Source organism: Sphingomonas immobilis, from assembly GCF_030580995.1.
GTDB lineage: Bacteria > Pseudomonadota > Alphaproteobacteria > Sphingomonadales > Sphingomonadaceae > Sphingomonas > Sphingomonas immobilis.
The window spans coordinates 60,961-76,122 of sequence record NZ_JAUQSZ010000014.1; the positions used below are offsets into that span (position 1 = coordinate 60,961).

The window sequence follows — 15,162 nt, forward strand, 5'->3', positions numbered from 1 at the left end:
CTTTGTCCCAGATTTTGCCTGTCCAGGGGATCCGGACGCTTACCCTGGCCGTCCATGATGTTGCCTTGGGCCGGTTCGAGGCGATCGAGACTTTCTGTGTCGATCATGCCCTTGTCTTCGCCCGCTGGGCTGGCGGCGCTGTTGGGGCGTTCGGCCCGGAGCGGTTGGTCTTTGACGGCACGACCGTTCGGCGTTTCAGCGCCTCGGACGATGACGAGATCCTGATCTCGGCGGAAACGGTGCGCGGTCTCGGCAGCTACGCGGCGGTGCTGTCGCATCTCGCAGCGGCGGAATTGGAAATACCCCCGTTCCGGATCGACGGCAGAAGCTGAGGGCAACGCGAAACCGGTCTGTGTCGACACCTCCCCGCCAGAGGATGCCGCATATGGGCGCCCGCGAGGCGCTGGCAACCCGCGAACGGCGGGCCGAGTTGCCGTGTGCCACGGCTGCCCGCACCACCCCTTGTTCGCGAGTTTCCCTCGGCTGTGCCTCGGTGCCAGCCCCTCTTTTGCGATCGCCCGGAGGATGCGCATCCGGCGGAGAGGCCGCCGGCACAGACAGAAAGGCTCGCTATCATGTCCACATCGCTTGCAGCCGCACTCGCGGCACTGGAGCTAGGGCACCTCGAACCCCGCGCTGAAGACCTCAGTGGCATGGCGCCGCCACCAACCGAGGCGCTGGAGCAGACCGTCACCGCAATCTGGAGCGATCTCTTCACGACGATGGGAAACACCGCGCTGGAGCGCGACATCGAAGACCTGGGCTGGGGCCTGGTGAACCTCTTCCACCGCGCCGCCACCAAGAAACACGGGCTGGTCGATCGGTTGACCGACGACATCCGCCTTCTCCTCGCCGAACAGGACGGCTCCGAAATAAGCACGGCCAATCTTGAGGAGAAGATCGATCTCGCCAAGAAGGTCGAAGAATCCGCTGGTGCCTTCGAGATCATGCGCGATGTCGCCGCCGCCCACTATATCCGGGAGACCGGGAGATCGTGGGTGCCATCGTCCGGCAACCGCATTTCGCTCGGGGTCACCGCCGGGATCGTCGATGGCCATGCCTTCCTGCGAGCTCGCCGCGAGCGGGCTCTGAACGCCAACACCGCGCAGGGTACGCCCGTTGTGTTCGCCGGTGGCCGCCTCACCTTCGCCAACGACGACGATATGAAGACGTTCGCCGATAACCTGCTGGCCACCCTCAACAAGGTTCGCGCCCATGTCGGCGACATGTATCTCGTACACGGCGGCGATATGAAGGGTATCGAGCGGCTTGCAGCATCCTGGGCCGAGCAGAATGGCATCCAGCAGGTGCGGTTCGGTCTCGATCGCAAACTCGGAGATCGTGCGGGCTTCCGTCGCAACGAGCAGATGCTCTCGCTCAAGCCGCGGTTCGTGGTCGCCTTCCAGGGCAACGGCGTGACGGAGCGGCTTGTCATCGAAGCCAAGGCTCGGGGACTGCGTGTCGTTGATCGCCGCGGCCCATTGGGAAGCCCTCCTTCAGCTGCCCGTCGCTCTGCGGGCTGAAGCCGCGGGCCGCCGGTTTTCCGGCGGCCCTTTTTTCGCTGTGCTTACCGTCGTCCCCTGGAAATCCCCGCAGGTGAGAGGGGAGGGCGCCGAGGCCCTTTTTGACGTCGATGAATAGCACTGGAACCCGTCGGCCGTTTTGGCGGCCGGGGCGCGGTTCAGAGTCCACCAGCCAACCGCGTTGCCGACGCTGCGCCGGCTGCCGCCCTACCACGAACTAGAGAGAGATGATGATGATGCGCGATTTGCATGATGAGGAACTGCGCGCTCTGCTGGCGTTCCGGCAGCGTCACGGGCGCTGCTGGAAGGCCGCGCTGCTGCTACGCTGGTCGGCCGGCACCGACGCCGATGAACCGGGTTCGGCGCATCTGCGCCATCTGCGCAATATCGCAGGGCCGCGCTGGTTGATCGGGCTTCCTGCCGCAACGCTCGATGACGCCGCGCGCCGTTTCGCCGGGATCGCCGATCCGGCGCTGGTCGGCACTTTCATGGCGAATGCTGTGGGATTTGCCCGGGGTGCGGCGGGTAGCGTGGAGATCGCCCCCGCGAGTGCCGCACATTCGCTGGCGATCGCGATCGAACTCGGCCTCAAAGCCTTTCTGATGAAGGCCGGCTATGCCGACGACTGGAACCGTGTCCATATTCGGCATGACCTCGAAAAGGCCCTGGCGCTTGCGATGGAGGCGGGCCTGTCAGGCCTGCCTCCGGAATTGCCGGAACTCGCCGCGATCCTTTCGCCGGCCTATCGCCGCCACCAGATCGACGCCTTGTTCCGGGCCGGAGCATCACCCTTCGATATGGCCGACGCCTCTCACTGCGTCGATCGTCTCCTTGCCGTGATCCGAGCGCAGATCGCGTGACGGCGCACACCGCATCATCCTGTGCGCGGTTCGAAAAGGCGCTCGCCATTCCCATGAAGCCAGGGATGGGCGGGCCTGAAGCGTACCGTGCGTCAGACGGCCATTATGTCTGTTGCCGTGAGCGTTGCCGTCGCTTCGCTGCGGACGAGAGTCCAAGGTGGGAAAAGCGCTGACGGCCGGTTGTGGGGTCTCTGCCCGGGGGACATGCCGCGGCGATAGGGGAAGGTTTCTGCACCGGTTCCTGGGTTCATAGAACCAAAGCCACCATTCCTTCTTTTTGCCCTGATCCCTAAGTCGGTCGTTCGGTCCTTCCAACCCGCTCCCCTTCGGGCCGAGTTGCCGTGTGCCACGGCTGCCCGCACCACCCCTTGTGTCGGAGTTCCCCTGCGCGGCTGACGCGCTCCGGTGGAAGCAGCGCCCATGCCCGCCTTTTTCGGGGGTCAGTCGAAGGGACGGTCCCTTCGGCACCCAAAAAAGGAACCTCGACATGCAGAACCTCGTCATCCTCGCCGGCAATGTCGGCGCCACGCCGGAAGCCCGCACCACCCAGGGCGGCACCAAGATCACCCACTTCAGCCTCGCGACCTCGCGGCCCAAGCGCGACAGCAACGGCAAGATCGTCAAGGACGACAATGGCCGGCGGATCGAAGATACCGAATGGCACCGGATCACCTGCTTCAACGGCGTCGGCAAGACCGTCGAACAATATGTCGACAAGGGGATGAAGGTGATGGTGCGCGGCCGCATCCACTACACCCGCTGGACCGACAACGAGAATATCGAGCGGTACGGCGTCGAGATCATCGCCGACGAGGTGACCTTCCTCACCCGCGCCAAGCCCGCCAGTGGCGACCAGGGCGGCAATGACAGCTCGGTCGATGACGACGAAATTCCCTTCTGAAACCCGCGAAGGCCCGGTGGCAGCAACCACCGGGCCTTTTGCTGTGTCGGCATTCCTCTGCTGGGCTTGTCAGAAATCCATATATCCAATATTATCGATATATGGACAATGATTCTGCTATCAGCGCACTGGCGGCGCTTGCCCAAGGCACTCGCCTCGATGCGTTTCGCTTGCTGGTGCGTCATGAGCCCGATGGCCTGGCCGCGGGCGAAGTCGCCCGCCAGCTCAATATCCCCCAGAATACGATGTCGTCGCATCTGGCCGGGCTTGCGCGTGCGGGCCTGATCCGTGCCGAGCGCCACAGTCGCCAGATCATCTACCGCGCCGACCTCGATCAGCTCAAGGCGCTGACCCTGTTCCTGGTCAAGGATTGCTGCGGGGGCAGGGCGGAACTGTGCGAGCCGCTGATCGCCGAGCTTGTTCCCTGCTGCTGACGGAGCCCTGTATGCCCGACCATATTTATAATGTCCTGTTCCTGTGTACCGGAAACTCGGCGCGTTCCATCCTTGGCGAAGCGGTCATGAACAAGCTCGGCGAGGGGCGTTTCAGGGCCTATAGCGCCGGGAGCCAGCCAAAGGAGCAGGTCCACCCAATGGCATTGTCGGTGCTTCAGGGGCTCGGCTTCGATACCACCGATATGCGGTCCAAGAGCTGGGATGAGTTTGCCGGTGCCGGTGCGCCGCAGTTCGATTTCATCTTCACGGTCTGCGACAATGCAGCCGGTGAGACCTGTCCGGTATGGATCGGCCATCCCATGACAGCGCATTGGGGCATTGAAGACCCTGCCGCGATCGAGGGCGAGGGGCAACGCGAGGCCTTCCTGCAGGCGCTGCGCTATTTGCAAAATCGCATTGCGCTGTTTCTGGCGCTCCCGATCTCGAGCCTCGATGACATGGCGATGCGGCGCAAGCTCAAGGACATCGGACAGGGCGAAGGCGCGAGCGCCAAGGCGGAGGCGAGTGAATGACCGTGGACATCATCATCTACCACAATCCCGAATGCGGGACATCGCGCAACGCGCTCGCGATGATCCGCAATGCCGGGATCGAACCGCATGTGGTCGAATATCTGAAGACGCCGCCTTCACGCAGTCAGCTGGAAAGCCTGATCGCACGCGCCGGGATCGGTGCGCGCGCCTTGTTGCGCGAGAAGGGCACGCCCTTTGCGGACCTCGGCCTGGGCGATGAAGGTCTTTCCGATGCGGCGCTGATCGACGCAATGATGGCCCATCCCATCCTCATCAACCGTCCGCTCGTGGTCTCGCCGCTCGGCGTCAAGCTCTGCCGCCCTTCCGAAGCGGTGCTGGAACTCATCCCCGCGGCCCAACGCGGTGCTTTCGCCAAGGAAGACGGCGAGCAGGTCGTCGACGCTGCCGGCAACCGCGTCACAGCAGGCTGAACGATGGCAGCGTTCACGGTCCGGCCGGCGGTCCTCGCCGACGCGCCGGCGATCGCCGCCATCTACGCCCATCATGTCCGGGAGGGCACCGCCAGCTTCGATACCAGCCCGCGCTCGTTGATGGAGACCGAAGCCAAGATTGACGCATGCTTGGCGAAAGGCTGGCCCTTCCTCGCCGCCCAGCAGGGCGGCCATGTTGTCGGCTATGCTTATGCCACGCAGTTTCGCGATCGGCCTGCCTATGCATCGAGCTGTGAGAACTCGATTTATATCGATCCCGGGCATCAGCGCCGAGGTGTCGGAAAGGCGCTGCTTGCTGCTCTGCTGGCACAGGCCGAGGTGGCAGGATTTCGCCAGATGATTGCCGTCATCGGCGGGGGTGAAGCGGCATCGGTCGCCCTCCATGCCAAGCTCGGCTTCGAACATGCCGGCACGATGCGGTCGGTGGGACGCAAGTTCGGACGCTGGCTCGACACCATCTACATGCAGATCGCGCTGGGCGTCGGTGACGCCGCCCCACCGCTCAAGGAACCGCAATGACCCAGACCCGTCGACCACGGCTATCCTTTCTCGATCGCTATCTCACCTTGTGGATTTTTCTGGCGATGGTCCTGGGCGTAGGCCTTGGCACGAGCATCGAGGGTCTACCTGCCGCGATCAACGGCCTGTCCTGGGGCACCACGAATATACCGATTGCGATTGGTCTCATCATGATGATGTATCCACCGCTGGCCAAGGTTCGCTATGAGGAGCTGCCGCGCGTCTTCGAGAACAAGCGGGTGCTGGCGATATCGCTTGTCCAGAATTGGATCATCGGCCCGGTGCTGATGTTCCTTCTGGCCGTCATCTTCCTGCGCGCCGAGCCAGCTTATATGACAGGTCTCATCTTGATCGGGCTGGCCCGATGCATCGCGATGGTCATCGTCTGGAACCAGCTTGCCAAGGGCGACAATCAATATGTCGCGGCGCTGGTGGCGTTCAATTCGATCTTCCAGATCCTGTTCTTCAGCCTCTATGCCTGGTTCTTCCTCGCCTTCCTGCCGCCTTTGTTCGGGCTGGAGGGCAGCGTCATCGACGTCAGCTTCTGGATCATCGCGCAAGCGGTCGCGGTCTACCTGGGTATTCCTTTCCTCGCGGGATATCTGACCCGGAAGGGTCTCGTCGCGGCCAAAGGGCGCGACTGGTACGAGGGCGTATTCCTCCCGAAGATCGGTCCGGTCACGCTCATCGCCCTCCTGTTCACGATCGTTGCGATGTTCAGCCTGAAGGGCAGCGAGATCGTTACGCTCCCGGGGGATGCCGTCCGTATCGCCATCCCGCTGACGATCTATTTCGTTGTCCAGTTCTCGATCAGCTTCTTCATGGGCAAGCTGATCGCCAGCGACTATCCACGCACGACGGCGGTGGCTTTCACGGCTGCGGGTAATAATTTCGAGCTGGCCATTGCCGTCGCGATCGCCGCTTTCGGGCTGGCGTCCCCGGTCGCTTTCGCAGCCGTCATCGGCCCACTGGTGGAGGTGCCAGTGCTGATCCTGCTGGTGAATGTCGCCTTCTGGTTCGGTCGCCGCTGGTTTCCCGATACCGTGCCCGAGCAAGGCCGATGAACGAGGACCTCATGGCCTTTGAACGCCTGCGCCAGCTGTCCGAGCCGGATTATCTACCGGCTCTGAAGATGGCATTTGCCCGCCCGAGGCCCGCGCTTGGTCTCGGCCCGAACGATCCGCCGCCGCGCATTCTTCTCCTCTATGGCAGCTTGCGGGAGCGATCCTACTCGCGGCTTGTGGTGGAAGAATCTGCGCGGCTGCTCCAGTTTTTCGGATGTGAAACGCGGATATTCGATCCTTCTGATCTGCCGCTTCCAGACCAGGTCGAAGGGGACGACCACCCGGCCGTTGCCGAATTACGAGCGCATTCCTTGTGGTCGGAAGGGCAGATCTGGTGCAGCCCGGAACGGCACGGGCAGATCACCGGTATCATGAAGGCCCAGATCGACCATCTGCCTCTGGCGTATCAGGGCATGCGCCCGACGCAGGGGCGGACCCTCGCTGTGATGCAGGTTAGCGCGGGTTCGCAATCCTTCAACAGCGTCAACACACTGCGCATCCTTGGCCGGTGGATGCGCATGTTCACGATCCCCAACCAGTCGAGCGTGGCCAAGGCGTTCGCCGAATTTGACGATGGCGGCCGCATGAAGCCGTCGAGCTATTATGATCGCATCGTCGATGTGGTCGAGGAGCTTGTACGCTTTACCGTCCTGCTGCGGCCGCATGCGGATCAACTCGTCGATCGCTATTCCGAACGGAGCGAAGCGGGCATTCCTGTAGACCCATCGAACGATCTCTCGTCGATCGCGATAGCGCCCCAAACCATACGGGGATGAGCCATTGGCATGCGGCAGACCATCAGTCCCCATCCTACGACTGGTCAGCCAAGTGCTTTTGGGCATCATCGGCATTCCATTTGTGGGAATGGGGGCGGTCCTATTGCTGTGAAACACGCCTGGCAGTGCTTTTCTGACTGGGGCCGATCTCGCTGCACGGCTTGTCGCCGCTGCCGCGATCGTGGGCGGCACCTTCTTTGGCTGCTGTGCCCATCTCGAAGCTGCCTATTGGCGGGCGGCGCTGATCGCGGGCGTTGGCCTGGTCATAGCTGTCGGCGCCTTGGCGTTCGTATAGAATTCGGTCAGGATGCCGATGCGTTCAGGGCGTTCTGGAGCGCAGCAATGTTTTCGACGACATCGTCGAATGCGGGCGCCGCGCCGAAGATCATGCCGGTCATCGCGCGATAGTCACGGCGCAAATCATCGACCATGTCGCCCTCGGGGCACAGCGCGAAGCTTCCAGGCACGGCGGTCGCGAGATCGAAGGCGGGCCGGTTGAAGAACAGCCTGGCATGGGCGACGCAATCACGTCCAAGCGCCGGATCAGCCAGCGCGCGCTTGCCCGCGTCGGATTGCAGCAGCTCATGGAGGTCATAATAATGGCGCGACACGCGCTGCCCGTTGCCGCGCAGGACGCCGCGGATCTCGAACCAGCGCCGCAGGCCGTGGAGGATGACCACCTTGTCCCAGAACGTCCGTTCCGCATCGACGATCGTGATATTGGTGATGGCCAGATCGATCCCCGGCACGTCGTTTTCGAGATAGGGCCGGACCGTATGTAATGCGTGGGGATCGAGCGCGGACTTCGCGCCAGACTCGATCTTCACCGCCTTGCCGACATAGGCGTCGACAGGCGTGACCGTGGGATAGCGTAGATAAAGCGCCTGCGCGTCCTCGGGGTCCGGTTCGACGCGCCATTGCCCGATGGCGATGTTCAGGCGGTCTGCGGCTTCGCCAACGAGCGTGGCGAGCTGGTCGTGCAGCGGTCCCTGGATATGCGCCTCGCAGGCTTCGCGGATTGCGTCGAGCGCGGCTTGCCGTTTCTTTCCGCTCATCGCCTCGAGTTCGGCGATCGAGGCGGTCTGCCCGAGATCGTCGCGAAAGACGGTGACGTCGATATCCTCGGAGAAGCGCCGGATGAGCCCAAAGCCCTTAGACAGCGAGGTGCCGCCCTTGAACAGGAGGCGTGGACCTGGCGGCAATCCGTTGAACAAGGCGTCGAGCGTCCAGCAGACCCAGAAGTCCTTCTCGACATTCTGGGGCGTGGTGCCGATGCGTTGGGCGGTCGTGGTGAACAGGCCGAGACGGGTCTCATCGTCTGCGCTGATGATCCGGTCATAGTCAGGATTCATCATGCGGCCGATGCCTGGCTGGCCAGCATCGGCTTGAGATACGCCTGCATCCATGCCGGCAATGTCGACAGGCCATCGGCCAGATCGTCGCGCAGGGTTTTGCCCTGTCGGGAGTCATGCAGCAGCGTCCTGAGCCGCCGGTGGACCATGGCATCGTCCTGACTGTCACCGCCCATCGTATCGCGCAGCCAATGGAGGGCCTGGACGATACGCATCGCGGGCCGCCCCGCCCAGAAGAGTTTGCTGGCGGCGGTCAGGCGGAAGCTGATGGTGAGATGGCCGAGATGGATTGTCTTGAGCCGCGCATCGGTATGAACGACGATCTTGGCCGGGACTGCATTGGTGAGGCCCAGATCATTGGCGGCGGTCATGCCGTCGACCAGCACCCGGATCTGATCGCGGCGGGCGACCGCATCGATGACCTCGCGCGGATCAGGCGGGCTGCTTTGTTGGGTCAGGCTGTTGCGCCCTGGCTTGTCGTAGAGGCCGCGGTCGATCCGGCGGAGCATGTCGGCGGTCACCAGGCGTTGCAGTGTCTTGTCGACGGCATCGCGGCTGCCGAGGTCAAGGAAATCCCCAGGCGTCCAGACCGCTTTGGGCGCGCGCGCGTCGATCCGCTGGAGAATGGCGGCTTTGAGGTCGGGAGCATCAGTGGCCATGTCCGAAATATCTATACAAATTTCGGACAAGAGTAAATCAAAACCGTCCGAAATTTGTAGGCAGATTTCGGACACCACTTTTCGGTCTGCCTTTTGCGCCCTGTCAGCGGCAATGGCCTGCCGCATAGCGCTGCCATCGTAGCACTGTGCCCGTCGCGATCATCGCGCAACTCAGGTCGCCGATCCCCGGTGCAGAACACCAGGCCCCGGTGCGATCCCCTTTCGCGTTGCCGGTTGACCGGCATTGGAGCCTCGGGCCAGTGACAAGGATATGGCCGGTGCCGCTTCGGCCCCTGGCGCCGCCAAGCAATCGGACCAGCGCGTCCCGCGCGGCAATGCCGCTGGCGCGCGGGCAGGGTTGTCCCCGCCGGCATGAGCCGTCGATTTCGCGTGCCGCTATTCCGCCAAGCCGAATCCGTGGTCCCTCCCGGCACCAGACCGGTCCGTCACCGTCCCACACCCTGATGGGCGTGCAGGCGAACATCTGCCCGGCGGGGACGGTCGCGACAGCCAGAAGCAAGGCTATGAGCATCAGCGATGGGATCGGGACAAGCTGTTCGTCATGCGTCGGGGAAGAGCGGCAATGTCCCCGCTATCGCGGCGGGCTCGTCGGCGAGAATATCATAGCAGCGCAAACGGACCGCCAGATGCCGGGCCAGTTGCGCTACCGCACGCCGCCGTGCGGCCGCGTCACCGCAGCGAATATCCGTCACCAGTGCCGGCTCGGCGGTTGCGAGCGACACCTCGAGATGGAGGGCTAGGCTATCTTCATCGACTCGGAGCATGAGAGAAACATAGAACAAAAAAAGAACATACGGCAAGAGGCCACCCTCTATCCCGGCCTGCCGATCATCTTGGCAAGCGGCTATAGCCATGTCCTGGCCGACGAAGGAGCCAGCGGGTTCGCACTGCTCAACAAACCTTATTCGATGGATGAGCTCTCCAGCATCCTGCCCAAGACCGCGCGATCTGCGCAAGAGCCGACCCTGGAGACATTCTAGAAAGGTCGGTGCGAAGCCCAAATTCTGGCGTCAGGCGGGTCCACCCGCTCTTTGAGGCGCAATCCTTGTTCCGGCCGGCGGCCTTATGCGATCGACCCGTAAAGGGTCCGGTCGCTTGCGCTACGGCTTTTTGGCCGTTGGCAAAAAAGTGATCGCGGCCACCGGCCGAACACATCGGGCGCCAGTCGAGCGGGGATGAACCCGCCGGCTTGGCAAGGAGCCTCGATATGTTCACCGACATCAAGATCGCCCGCCTCCACGCGCTCGGCCTCTCCAGAACCCTCATGATTGCAACGATGGTCATCGGGATCGGTACGCAGTTCGCGGTCATCACCGCCGACGAGTTCGATGGCGACGTCGCGGTCATCAATGAATATGATCCGTTCAGCTGAAACCTTCAGGCGGGGGCGTTCGCCCCCGCCCTTATTGTGCGAGCGCTGATTGGACGATCTTACCGAGGAAGCGAGCCCGCATTTCATCCACTCGACCCTGCGTGAACGCATCGTGGAGCATGTCTTCGTCGGGGACGCGCTGCGCCGCCTATGGCAACGGGGCGTGACCGACGTCGAGGTGCTGCGCTCCGAATTCGACGCGGGCGGCTATGATCTGGTCATGGCCCGCGGCCGCGTGACCCGCCACATCCAGTTCAAGACCAAAATCGTCGGTGGCAAGACCGATGAGGTCAAGATCAGCCTCAAGCTGATGGGGAAGCCGAGCGGATGCGTCATCTGGATCGTGGTGACGCCGGACCTCCTCTTCGACCATTATCTGTGGTTCGGCGCGGGGCCAGGCGAGCCTTTGCCGGACATCAGTCCGTTTGCCGTCGCCAAACATAGCAAGGGGACATCGGAGGGGGAGAAAAATGAGCGGCCGAACCACCGCAAGGTGCGGATATCCAGGTTCGAGAAGGTCGCCAGCCTGGACGAGATATTGCTGCGTTTGTTCGGTGATCTGGATGATGCAAAGGGGGCTTGAGCGGGGAGGGCGGCTCCGGCTGCGCCGGACCGGGCTCTAGGCGAAACGCCCCGAGTCCCGTGCCGGGTCTCGGCCCATGCGGGTCACGATCCCTGCCGTGGGGCAGGCCGTCAACGACGCCCTGGAATGAGCAGGTCTGCGGCATTCGCGACAGGGGCTGGTCGCCCATGGGCGAGATGCGCTGGCGGGCACAGGCTCAGGCCGTCGCGCAGCGTCGCGGCATCGAGCAGGATTCGCCACGGTTCGCCATGCCGCCGGGCGGCAAGGTAGAAGGTCGCGCCATCGCACGCGACCATGCGGCATCGCTCCTGGCGATCGATCAGCGACGCACTTGCGCCATGGCGGGCGACCAGATCGTCCAGATCGGCGCGCATCAGGGCGCCGCAGCGGCGGCACTGGGTGCGAACCTGGATCTGCAGCCGCTGCATCACGCCCACGCTCAATGTCCAGCGTGGCCAGAGGGCAATGATCCGGGCGGTGTCTGTCATGATCGAGGGAATAGCGAAGCCCTTAGTCGCGCGTCCAGCAGCACGTCCGAAAAGTCGGCCATGCCGTTCCATTTTCCCTATCACCGCTGCACCGATGGTTCCTTTCTGGCTTGGCGTCCTCGCCGCGGCACTTGCCAGCGCAAGCCCGATGCCGGGCTTCTCCACATCCGTTGCGACCCTGCGGGTGCGCGGGCGCGCTATGCCCCGGCGGTCCGGTCGCCTGTCGAAAGGCCCCGATCGGCGGGGTCTGACACAGATGAGGACGTCGAACGTCATGGCCGACCCCCAGAATGACAAAGCCGTATCCGCAGACCAGCGCGTCGCGACCATCGCGCGGCTCAATGATGCCCTGCGCCAGTCCATCCATAGCCCGGGCGTCAACCAGGTGGTCATGACCGCCGGGGTCGCCGACTTGATCGGCGATACCAGCCTGTTTCGCGGGTTCCAGCGTCGCGCCGAATTGCTGCGCACCGTGCGCGACTATGACGCCTTTGGTCCCGACGTCGATCCCCATGGCGAGCGTGATTTCGGGCGCTTCGAATTTGCCGGCGAAACCCTGTACTGGAAGATCGACTATTATGATCGCGCGCTGACCTATGGATCGCCCGATCCGACCGATCCGGACGTCACCACCCGCGTGCTGACGCTGCTTCTCACCCACGAATATTGAGCTATCATGGCCCCGACCCTGTCGGGGCCACCTTTTACCGAAAGGATTCGCAGATGAGCGAGCCTGTCATCCAAGCCCTCGACCGGCTTTTCGATCTGGCCGCCTCGGACACGGGGCAAGCGCGCCGCGCCGCCAACTTCCTGCTCGCCTGGTGGAATGCGCAGGACAATGGCGGGTTCGATCTTGCCGACCTGTTCGGCGTCGACCACGCCGTTGCGGCCGACATGGCCATCGTGTTCGTCTATCTGGGCGGTCATCACGGCGCGATCTATCCCGACCAGCTCGGCTATGAGGACAAGATCGTCGCCCTGGTCCACCAGTGGCGGTTGCGTGAGGTCGCCGACTGATCAAGGCGTCAGCCGCGAGCGCTGATCGCGTCGCGCCAACCGCGCCCGCTGACATGGGCGCCGGGCTGCGCACAATGTCTCACCGAACGATTGTGACACCGGCCATCCCCCTGACCGGGGGGATGGCCGAAAAGTCTGCTTGAGCAGACTATCGCCGGTGCCGCCTGACGCCCACCGGGTCTTGCTCCCCGGCACGAGAGGGGAGGCTGCGCGGCGAGAGCGGCCGCGTTTTGCTGCGCGGTGAGGGGACCGACCGGTTTCCCTGGAACATGCCAAGGAGACCCGCCGTGGCCGATTATTTTTCGCGTCATCCAGACCATGCGTTGCTGTTCGCATTCGCCTGCTTCGTCATCACCGTTTACCTGTTCCGTTACGTCGGACCCGGCATCGGCGGGGGCGGCGACCGGTCGTCGCGCGAGCATTATGAGCGCAACCTGCGCGATGGTCCCGAAGACTATGAATCCTGACGGCGCGGCGGCGATGCGAACGATCGTCGTCAGCCTCCTCAAGGGCGGGGTCGGCAAGACCTTTCTCGCAACGCACCTTGCCTGGTATCTTGCCGAGCAAGCCGGCAACCGGGTCGCGTTTCTCGACCTCGATCCGCAGGGCAGTTCCACCCGCCGCCTCGCCAGCGAGCGGACCGGGTGGTTCGCAGCGGACCTGTTCGATCCCGAGGCGCGGCTCGACCTGAGCGATGCGCCAGGCATCACGGTTTTCGCCGCTGATCCGCGCCTGCAGATGGTTAAGGCAGCCGCGGATGTCCGCGACTTCCTCGGCCGGTTTCCCGCGCTTGTTGCCCATTTCGATCATATCGTCATCGACACCGGTCCCAAATGGGATGAGCTCACCTTGAGCGCGATGGCGGTGGCCGACGCGGTGATCGCGCCGGTCCAGGTCGCCGAGGATTCGATCGAGTGCGCCAAGATGCTGCTCACAGCGCTCAAAAAAGCGGAAGGGGCGAGAGGCGGGCGCAAGGTCGATTTTCTCGGGCTGTTGCCCTCGATGGTCAATCCGTTCGACCGGCGCGAAATGGACAATGCGGTCAAGCTCGCCCGCGCCGTCGGCGAGAAACTGATGTTTCCCGCGTTCATCAAGGCGCGACCGACCTACAAGCATTCGGCCGAACAGCATCATCCGGTCTGGCGCGAAACAGGCAGCGGCGCGAAAGCGGCGGCCGACGAAATCCGACCGATCCTGGCCGAAATCGTTCGCCGGATGGATGACCGTCGCCTGAGTGCGGCGTGATGGGCAAGTTCGATCAGCGCGCCGAAGAGTTCGGGCTGCTTGTCGGTCTCCACGACAGCGCGCGGCGCGTCGAGGATCTGCCGCTCGACTGGATCATCGCCGACCCCGAAAACCCACGGCGCGTGTTCGACGAGACGGAGCTCAAGGATCTTGCCGCTTCGATCGCCGCGCGCGGCGTCCTGCAGCCGATCATCGTCGCCCCGAAAAATGGGGACGGGCTTCATGTCATCCGCGTCGGCGAGCGGCGCTTTCGGGCATCGCGCCTTGCCGGGCGCGAGACTATTCCGGCGATCGTGATGGCGGTGGTGAACCGGGCCGACACGCTCGCCGATCAGATCGTCGAGAATGACCAGCGCGCGGGCCTGACCCCGCATGATCTCGCGACCGGCATCGAACGGATGCTGGCCGCCGGCGTCACCCAGGCGGAGATCGCCCGCGCGCTCGGCCGCTCGAAGCAGTTCGTGTCGCTCTATGCCGCCTGTGCCGATATGGCGCCCTGGTTGCGAGCAGCGATCGATCAGATGCCAATTCGGCTGCTCTACGACCTCCATCGTGCTGCCCGCACTCATGGCGACGCGGTGCGCGCCTATGTCGAGCGGCTCGGCGATGAAAGCGTGACCTTGGCCGAGGGCGGCCGGTTTATCGCAGGGCTCAAGGCAACCGAGGTTCCGCCTGATACCGGGTTACGTGACGTGCCTGCCCTGTTGAATGGGCAGGGAACCGAGCGCGCTGTGCCGAGAAGGTCGGTGCGTGCCGGTGCGGGCCTGCGGTCGATGTTCGGCGCAGAGGTGTCTTTGCAGCCCAAGCCCCTCGATGCGGTTCGGGTGACCCTGGACGGGCGGACAGGACGTTTGATCCTGCCCGAGCGAGTCCGTGTGGTGTTCGACGACGGCGAGGAGATCGAAGCGCCCGTTGCCGATATCGTTATGGGGTAAACCATCGGCGGGGCGGGCGCTCACTCATTCACCCCTCACTCCGCGTAGAAACGATCGAGCTTTTCAGACAGTTTTGGCAGCCGCGCCCCTTCTTCAGGGGCGCGGCTGTCTTCATTTTCGCGGATCGGGCGGATTGGATCGCTCGGAAATATTCTGCTTTTTTGTAGATGTCAGATTGGATGAGAAACCCGGCTTGAAGATGGGCAGAGTCTGTTTGAGCAGACTATAAGACGAGTGGTTTTAGGTGAGGGCCGGATAGGCTTGGCGCCGTCATTGTTAAACAATAGCAATGGGGTGTGGCGTTTTTTGGCCTCCGTCTGCCCGATGATCTCGCGGCGCGCTTCGATGCTAGGGCGACTGCCGCCGGCGGTCGCTCAGCGCTCCTGCGCAAGCTGATTGACGATGCGCTAGAGGACGCCGGGGACAGG

21 protein-coding genes are annotated in these 15,162 nt (G+C 63.5%); 17 read left to right on the forward strand and 4 right to left on the reverse strand.

Annotation, left to right across the window (positions count from 1 at the left end):
* Positions 1–2 precede the first annotated feature (2 nt).
* The 10 genes from Q5H94_RS17885 to arsH all read left to right on the forward strand — a co-directional run bounded on the left by Q5H94_RS17885 (position 3) and on the right by arsH (position 7,062).
* Complete coding sequence (locus tag Q5H94_RS17885; protein WP_304562651.1) at positions 3–332, forward strand: hypothetical protein; 330 nt, start codon at positions 3–5, stop codon at positions 330–332.
* 243 nt (positions 333–575) lie between these two features.
* Positions 576–1,523, forward strand: coding sequence for a DUF2493 domain-containing protein (locus Q5H94_RS17890; protein WP_304562652.1), 948 nt, complete (start codon positions 576–578; stop codon positions 1,521–1,523).
* A 230-nt stretch (positions 1,524–1,753) separates the two neighbouring features.
* Positions 1,754–2,383, forward strand: coding sequence for a hypothetical protein (locus tag Q5H94_RS17895; protein ID WP_304562653.1), 630 nt, complete (start codon positions 1,754–1,756; stop codon positions 2,381–2,383).
* Between the two features lie 487 nt (positions 2,384–2,870).
* Positions 2,871–3,284: a single-stranded DNA-binding protein gene (locus Q5H94_RS17900; RefSeq protein ID WP_056366854.1), complete on the forward strand. Its 414-nt coding sequence runs from the start codon at positions 2,871–2,873 to the stop codon at positions 3,282–3,284.
* Positions 3,285–3,385: 101 nt separating this feature from the next.
* Positions 3,386–3,718, forward strand: coding sequence for an ArsR/SmtB family transcription factor (locus tag Q5H94_RS17905; RefSeq protein ID WP_021243482.1), 333 nt, complete (start codon positions 3,386–3,388; stop codon positions 3,716–3,718).
* 11 nt (positions 3,719–3,729) lie between these two features.
* Entirely contained in the window at positions 3,730–4,251 is a 522-nt protein-coding gene (locus Q5H94_RS17910) for an arsenate reductase ArsC (RefSeq protein ID WP_304562654.1), read from the forward strand.
* Positions 4,248–4,682, forward strand: coding sequence for an arsenate reductase (glutaredoxin) (gene arsC / locus Q5H94_RS17915; protein WP_149523984.1), 435 nt, complete (start codon positions 4,248–4,250; stop codon positions 4,680–4,682). The genes Q5H94_RS17910 and arsC overlap by 4 nt, the downstream gene beginning before the upstream one ends.
* Positions 4,683–4,685: 3 nt before the next feature.
* Positions 4,686–5,222 (forward strand): GNAT family N-acetyltransferase, encoded by a 537-nt coding sequence (locus Q5H94_RS17920; RefSeq protein WP_304562655.1) that lies wholly within the window; start codon positions 4,686–4,688, stop codon positions 5,220–5,222.
* Positions 5,219–6,286 (forward strand): ACR3 family arsenite efflux transporter, encoded by a 1,068-nt coding sequence (arsB, locus tag Q5H94_RS17925; RefSeq protein ID WP_304562656.1) that lies wholly within the window; start codon positions 5,219–5,221, stop codon positions 6,284–6,286. The genes Q5H94_RS17920 and arsB overlap by 4 nt, the downstream gene beginning before the upstream one ends.
* Complete coding sequence (gene arsH, locus Q5H94_RS17930; protein WP_304562657.1) at positions 6,283–7,062, forward strand: arsenical resistance protein ArsH; 780 nt, start codon at positions 6,283–6,285, stop codon at positions 7,060–7,062. Before arsB ends, arsH begins: the two co-directional genes overlap by 4 nt.
* 302 nt (positions 7,063–7,364) lie before the next feature.
* Here arsH and Q5H94_RS17935 read toward each other — a convergent pair whose 3' ends face one another.
* From Q5H94_RS17935 to Q5H94_RS17945, 3 genes are read right to left on the reverse strand one after another with little or no spacing between them, the layout of a single operon-like run.
* A complete protein-coding gene (locus Q5H94_RS17935) occupies positions 7,365–8,417 on the reverse strand; it encodes a nucleotidyl transferase AbiEii/AbiGii toxin family protein (protein WP_304562658.1) in 1,053 nt (350 codons plus the stop codon).
* Positions 8,414–9,199: a DUF6088 family protein gene (locus Q5H94_RS17940; RefSeq protein ID WP_304562659.1), complete on the reverse strand. Its 786-nt coding sequence runs from the start codon at positions 9,197–9,199 to the stop codon at positions 8,414–8,416. The genes Q5H94_RS17935 and Q5H94_RS17940 overlap by 4 nt, the downstream gene beginning before the upstream one ends.
* Positions 9,177–9,605, reverse strand: coding sequence for a thermonuclease family protein (locus Q5H94_RS17945; RefSeq protein WP_304562660.1), 429 nt, complete (start codon positions 9,603–9,605; stop codon positions 9,177–9,179). The genes Q5H94_RS17940 and Q5H94_RS17945 overlap by 23 nt, the downstream gene beginning before the upstream one ends.
* Between Q5H94_RS17945 and Q5H94_RS17950 the strand changes: the two genes are divergently transcribed.
* The 3 genes from Q5H94_RS17950 to Q5H94_RS17960 all read left to right on the forward strand — a co-directional run bounded on the left by Q5H94_RS17950 (position 9,598) and on the right by Q5H94_RS17960 (position 11,049).
* The gene (locus Q5H94_RS17950; protein ID WP_304562661.1) at positions 9,598–9,834 is read left to right on the forward strand and encodes a hypothetical protein; all 237 of its coding nucleotides are present in this window, start codon (positions 9,598–9,600) and stop codon (positions 9,832–9,834) included. The genes Q5H94_RS17945 and Q5H94_RS17950 overlap by 8 nt on opposite strands.
* A gap of 467 nt (positions 9,835–10,301) precedes the next feature.
* The gene (locus Q5H94_RS17955) at positions 10,302–10,466 is read left to right on the forward strand and encodes a hypothetical protein (protein ID WP_021243491.1); all 165 of its coding nucleotides are present in this window, start codon (positions 10,302–10,304) and stop codon (positions 10,464–10,466) included.
* 49 nt (positions 10,467–10,515) lie between these two features.
* Entirely contained in the window at positions 10,516–11,049 is a 534-nt protein-coding gene (locus tag Q5H94_RS17960; protein WP_304562662.1) for a hypothetical protein, read from the forward strand.
* Positions 11,050–11,159: 110 nt separating this feature from the next.
* Here the strand turns inward: Q5H94_RS17960 and Q5H94_RS17965 are convergent, their stop codons facing one another.
* On the reverse strand, positions 11,160–11,702 hold the full coding sequence (locus Q5H94_RS17965; RefSeq protein ID WP_304562663.1) for a hypothetical protein: 543 nt from the start codon (positions 11,700–11,702) through the stop codon (positions 11,160–11,162).
* Between the two features lie 109 nt (positions 11,703–11,811).
* Between Q5H94_RS17965 and Q5H94_RS17970 the strand changes: the two genes are divergently transcribed.
* From Q5H94_RS17970 to Q5H94_RS17985, 4 genes are all read left to right on the forward strand, one after another.
* Positions 11,812–12,207 carry a DUF3768 domain-containing protein gene (locus Q5H94_RS17970; RefSeq protein ID WP_304562664.1) on the forward strand — a complete coding sequence of 132 codons (396 nt, stop codon included), beginning with the start codon at positions 11,812–11,814 and terminating at the stop codon, positions 12,205–12,207.
* A 53-nt stretch (positions 12,208–12,260) separates the two neighbouring features.
* Positions 12,261–12,554, forward strand: a complete 294-nt coding sequence (locus Q5H94_RS17975; RefSeq protein WP_304562665.1) for a DUF7673 family protein — start codon at positions 12,261–12,263, stop codon at positions 12,552–12,554.
* Positions 12,555–13,034: 480 nt separating this feature from the next.
* The gene (locus Q5H94_RS17980; protein WP_341850121.1) at positions 13,035–13,799 is read left to right on the forward strand and encodes a ParA family protein; all 765 of its coding nucleotides are present in this window, start codon (positions 13,035–13,037) and stop codon (positions 13,797–13,799) included.
* The gene (locus Q5H94_RS17985; RefSeq protein ID WP_304562667.1) at positions 13,799–14,734 is read left to right on the forward strand and encodes a ParB/RepB/Spo0J family partition protein; all 936 of its coding nucleotides are present in this window, start codon (positions 13,799–13,801) and stop codon (positions 14,732–14,734) included. The genes Q5H94_RS17980 and Q5H94_RS17985 overlap by 1 nt, the downstream gene beginning before the upstream one ends.
* The last annotated feature ends 428 nt before the right edge of the window (positions 14,735–15,162 follow it).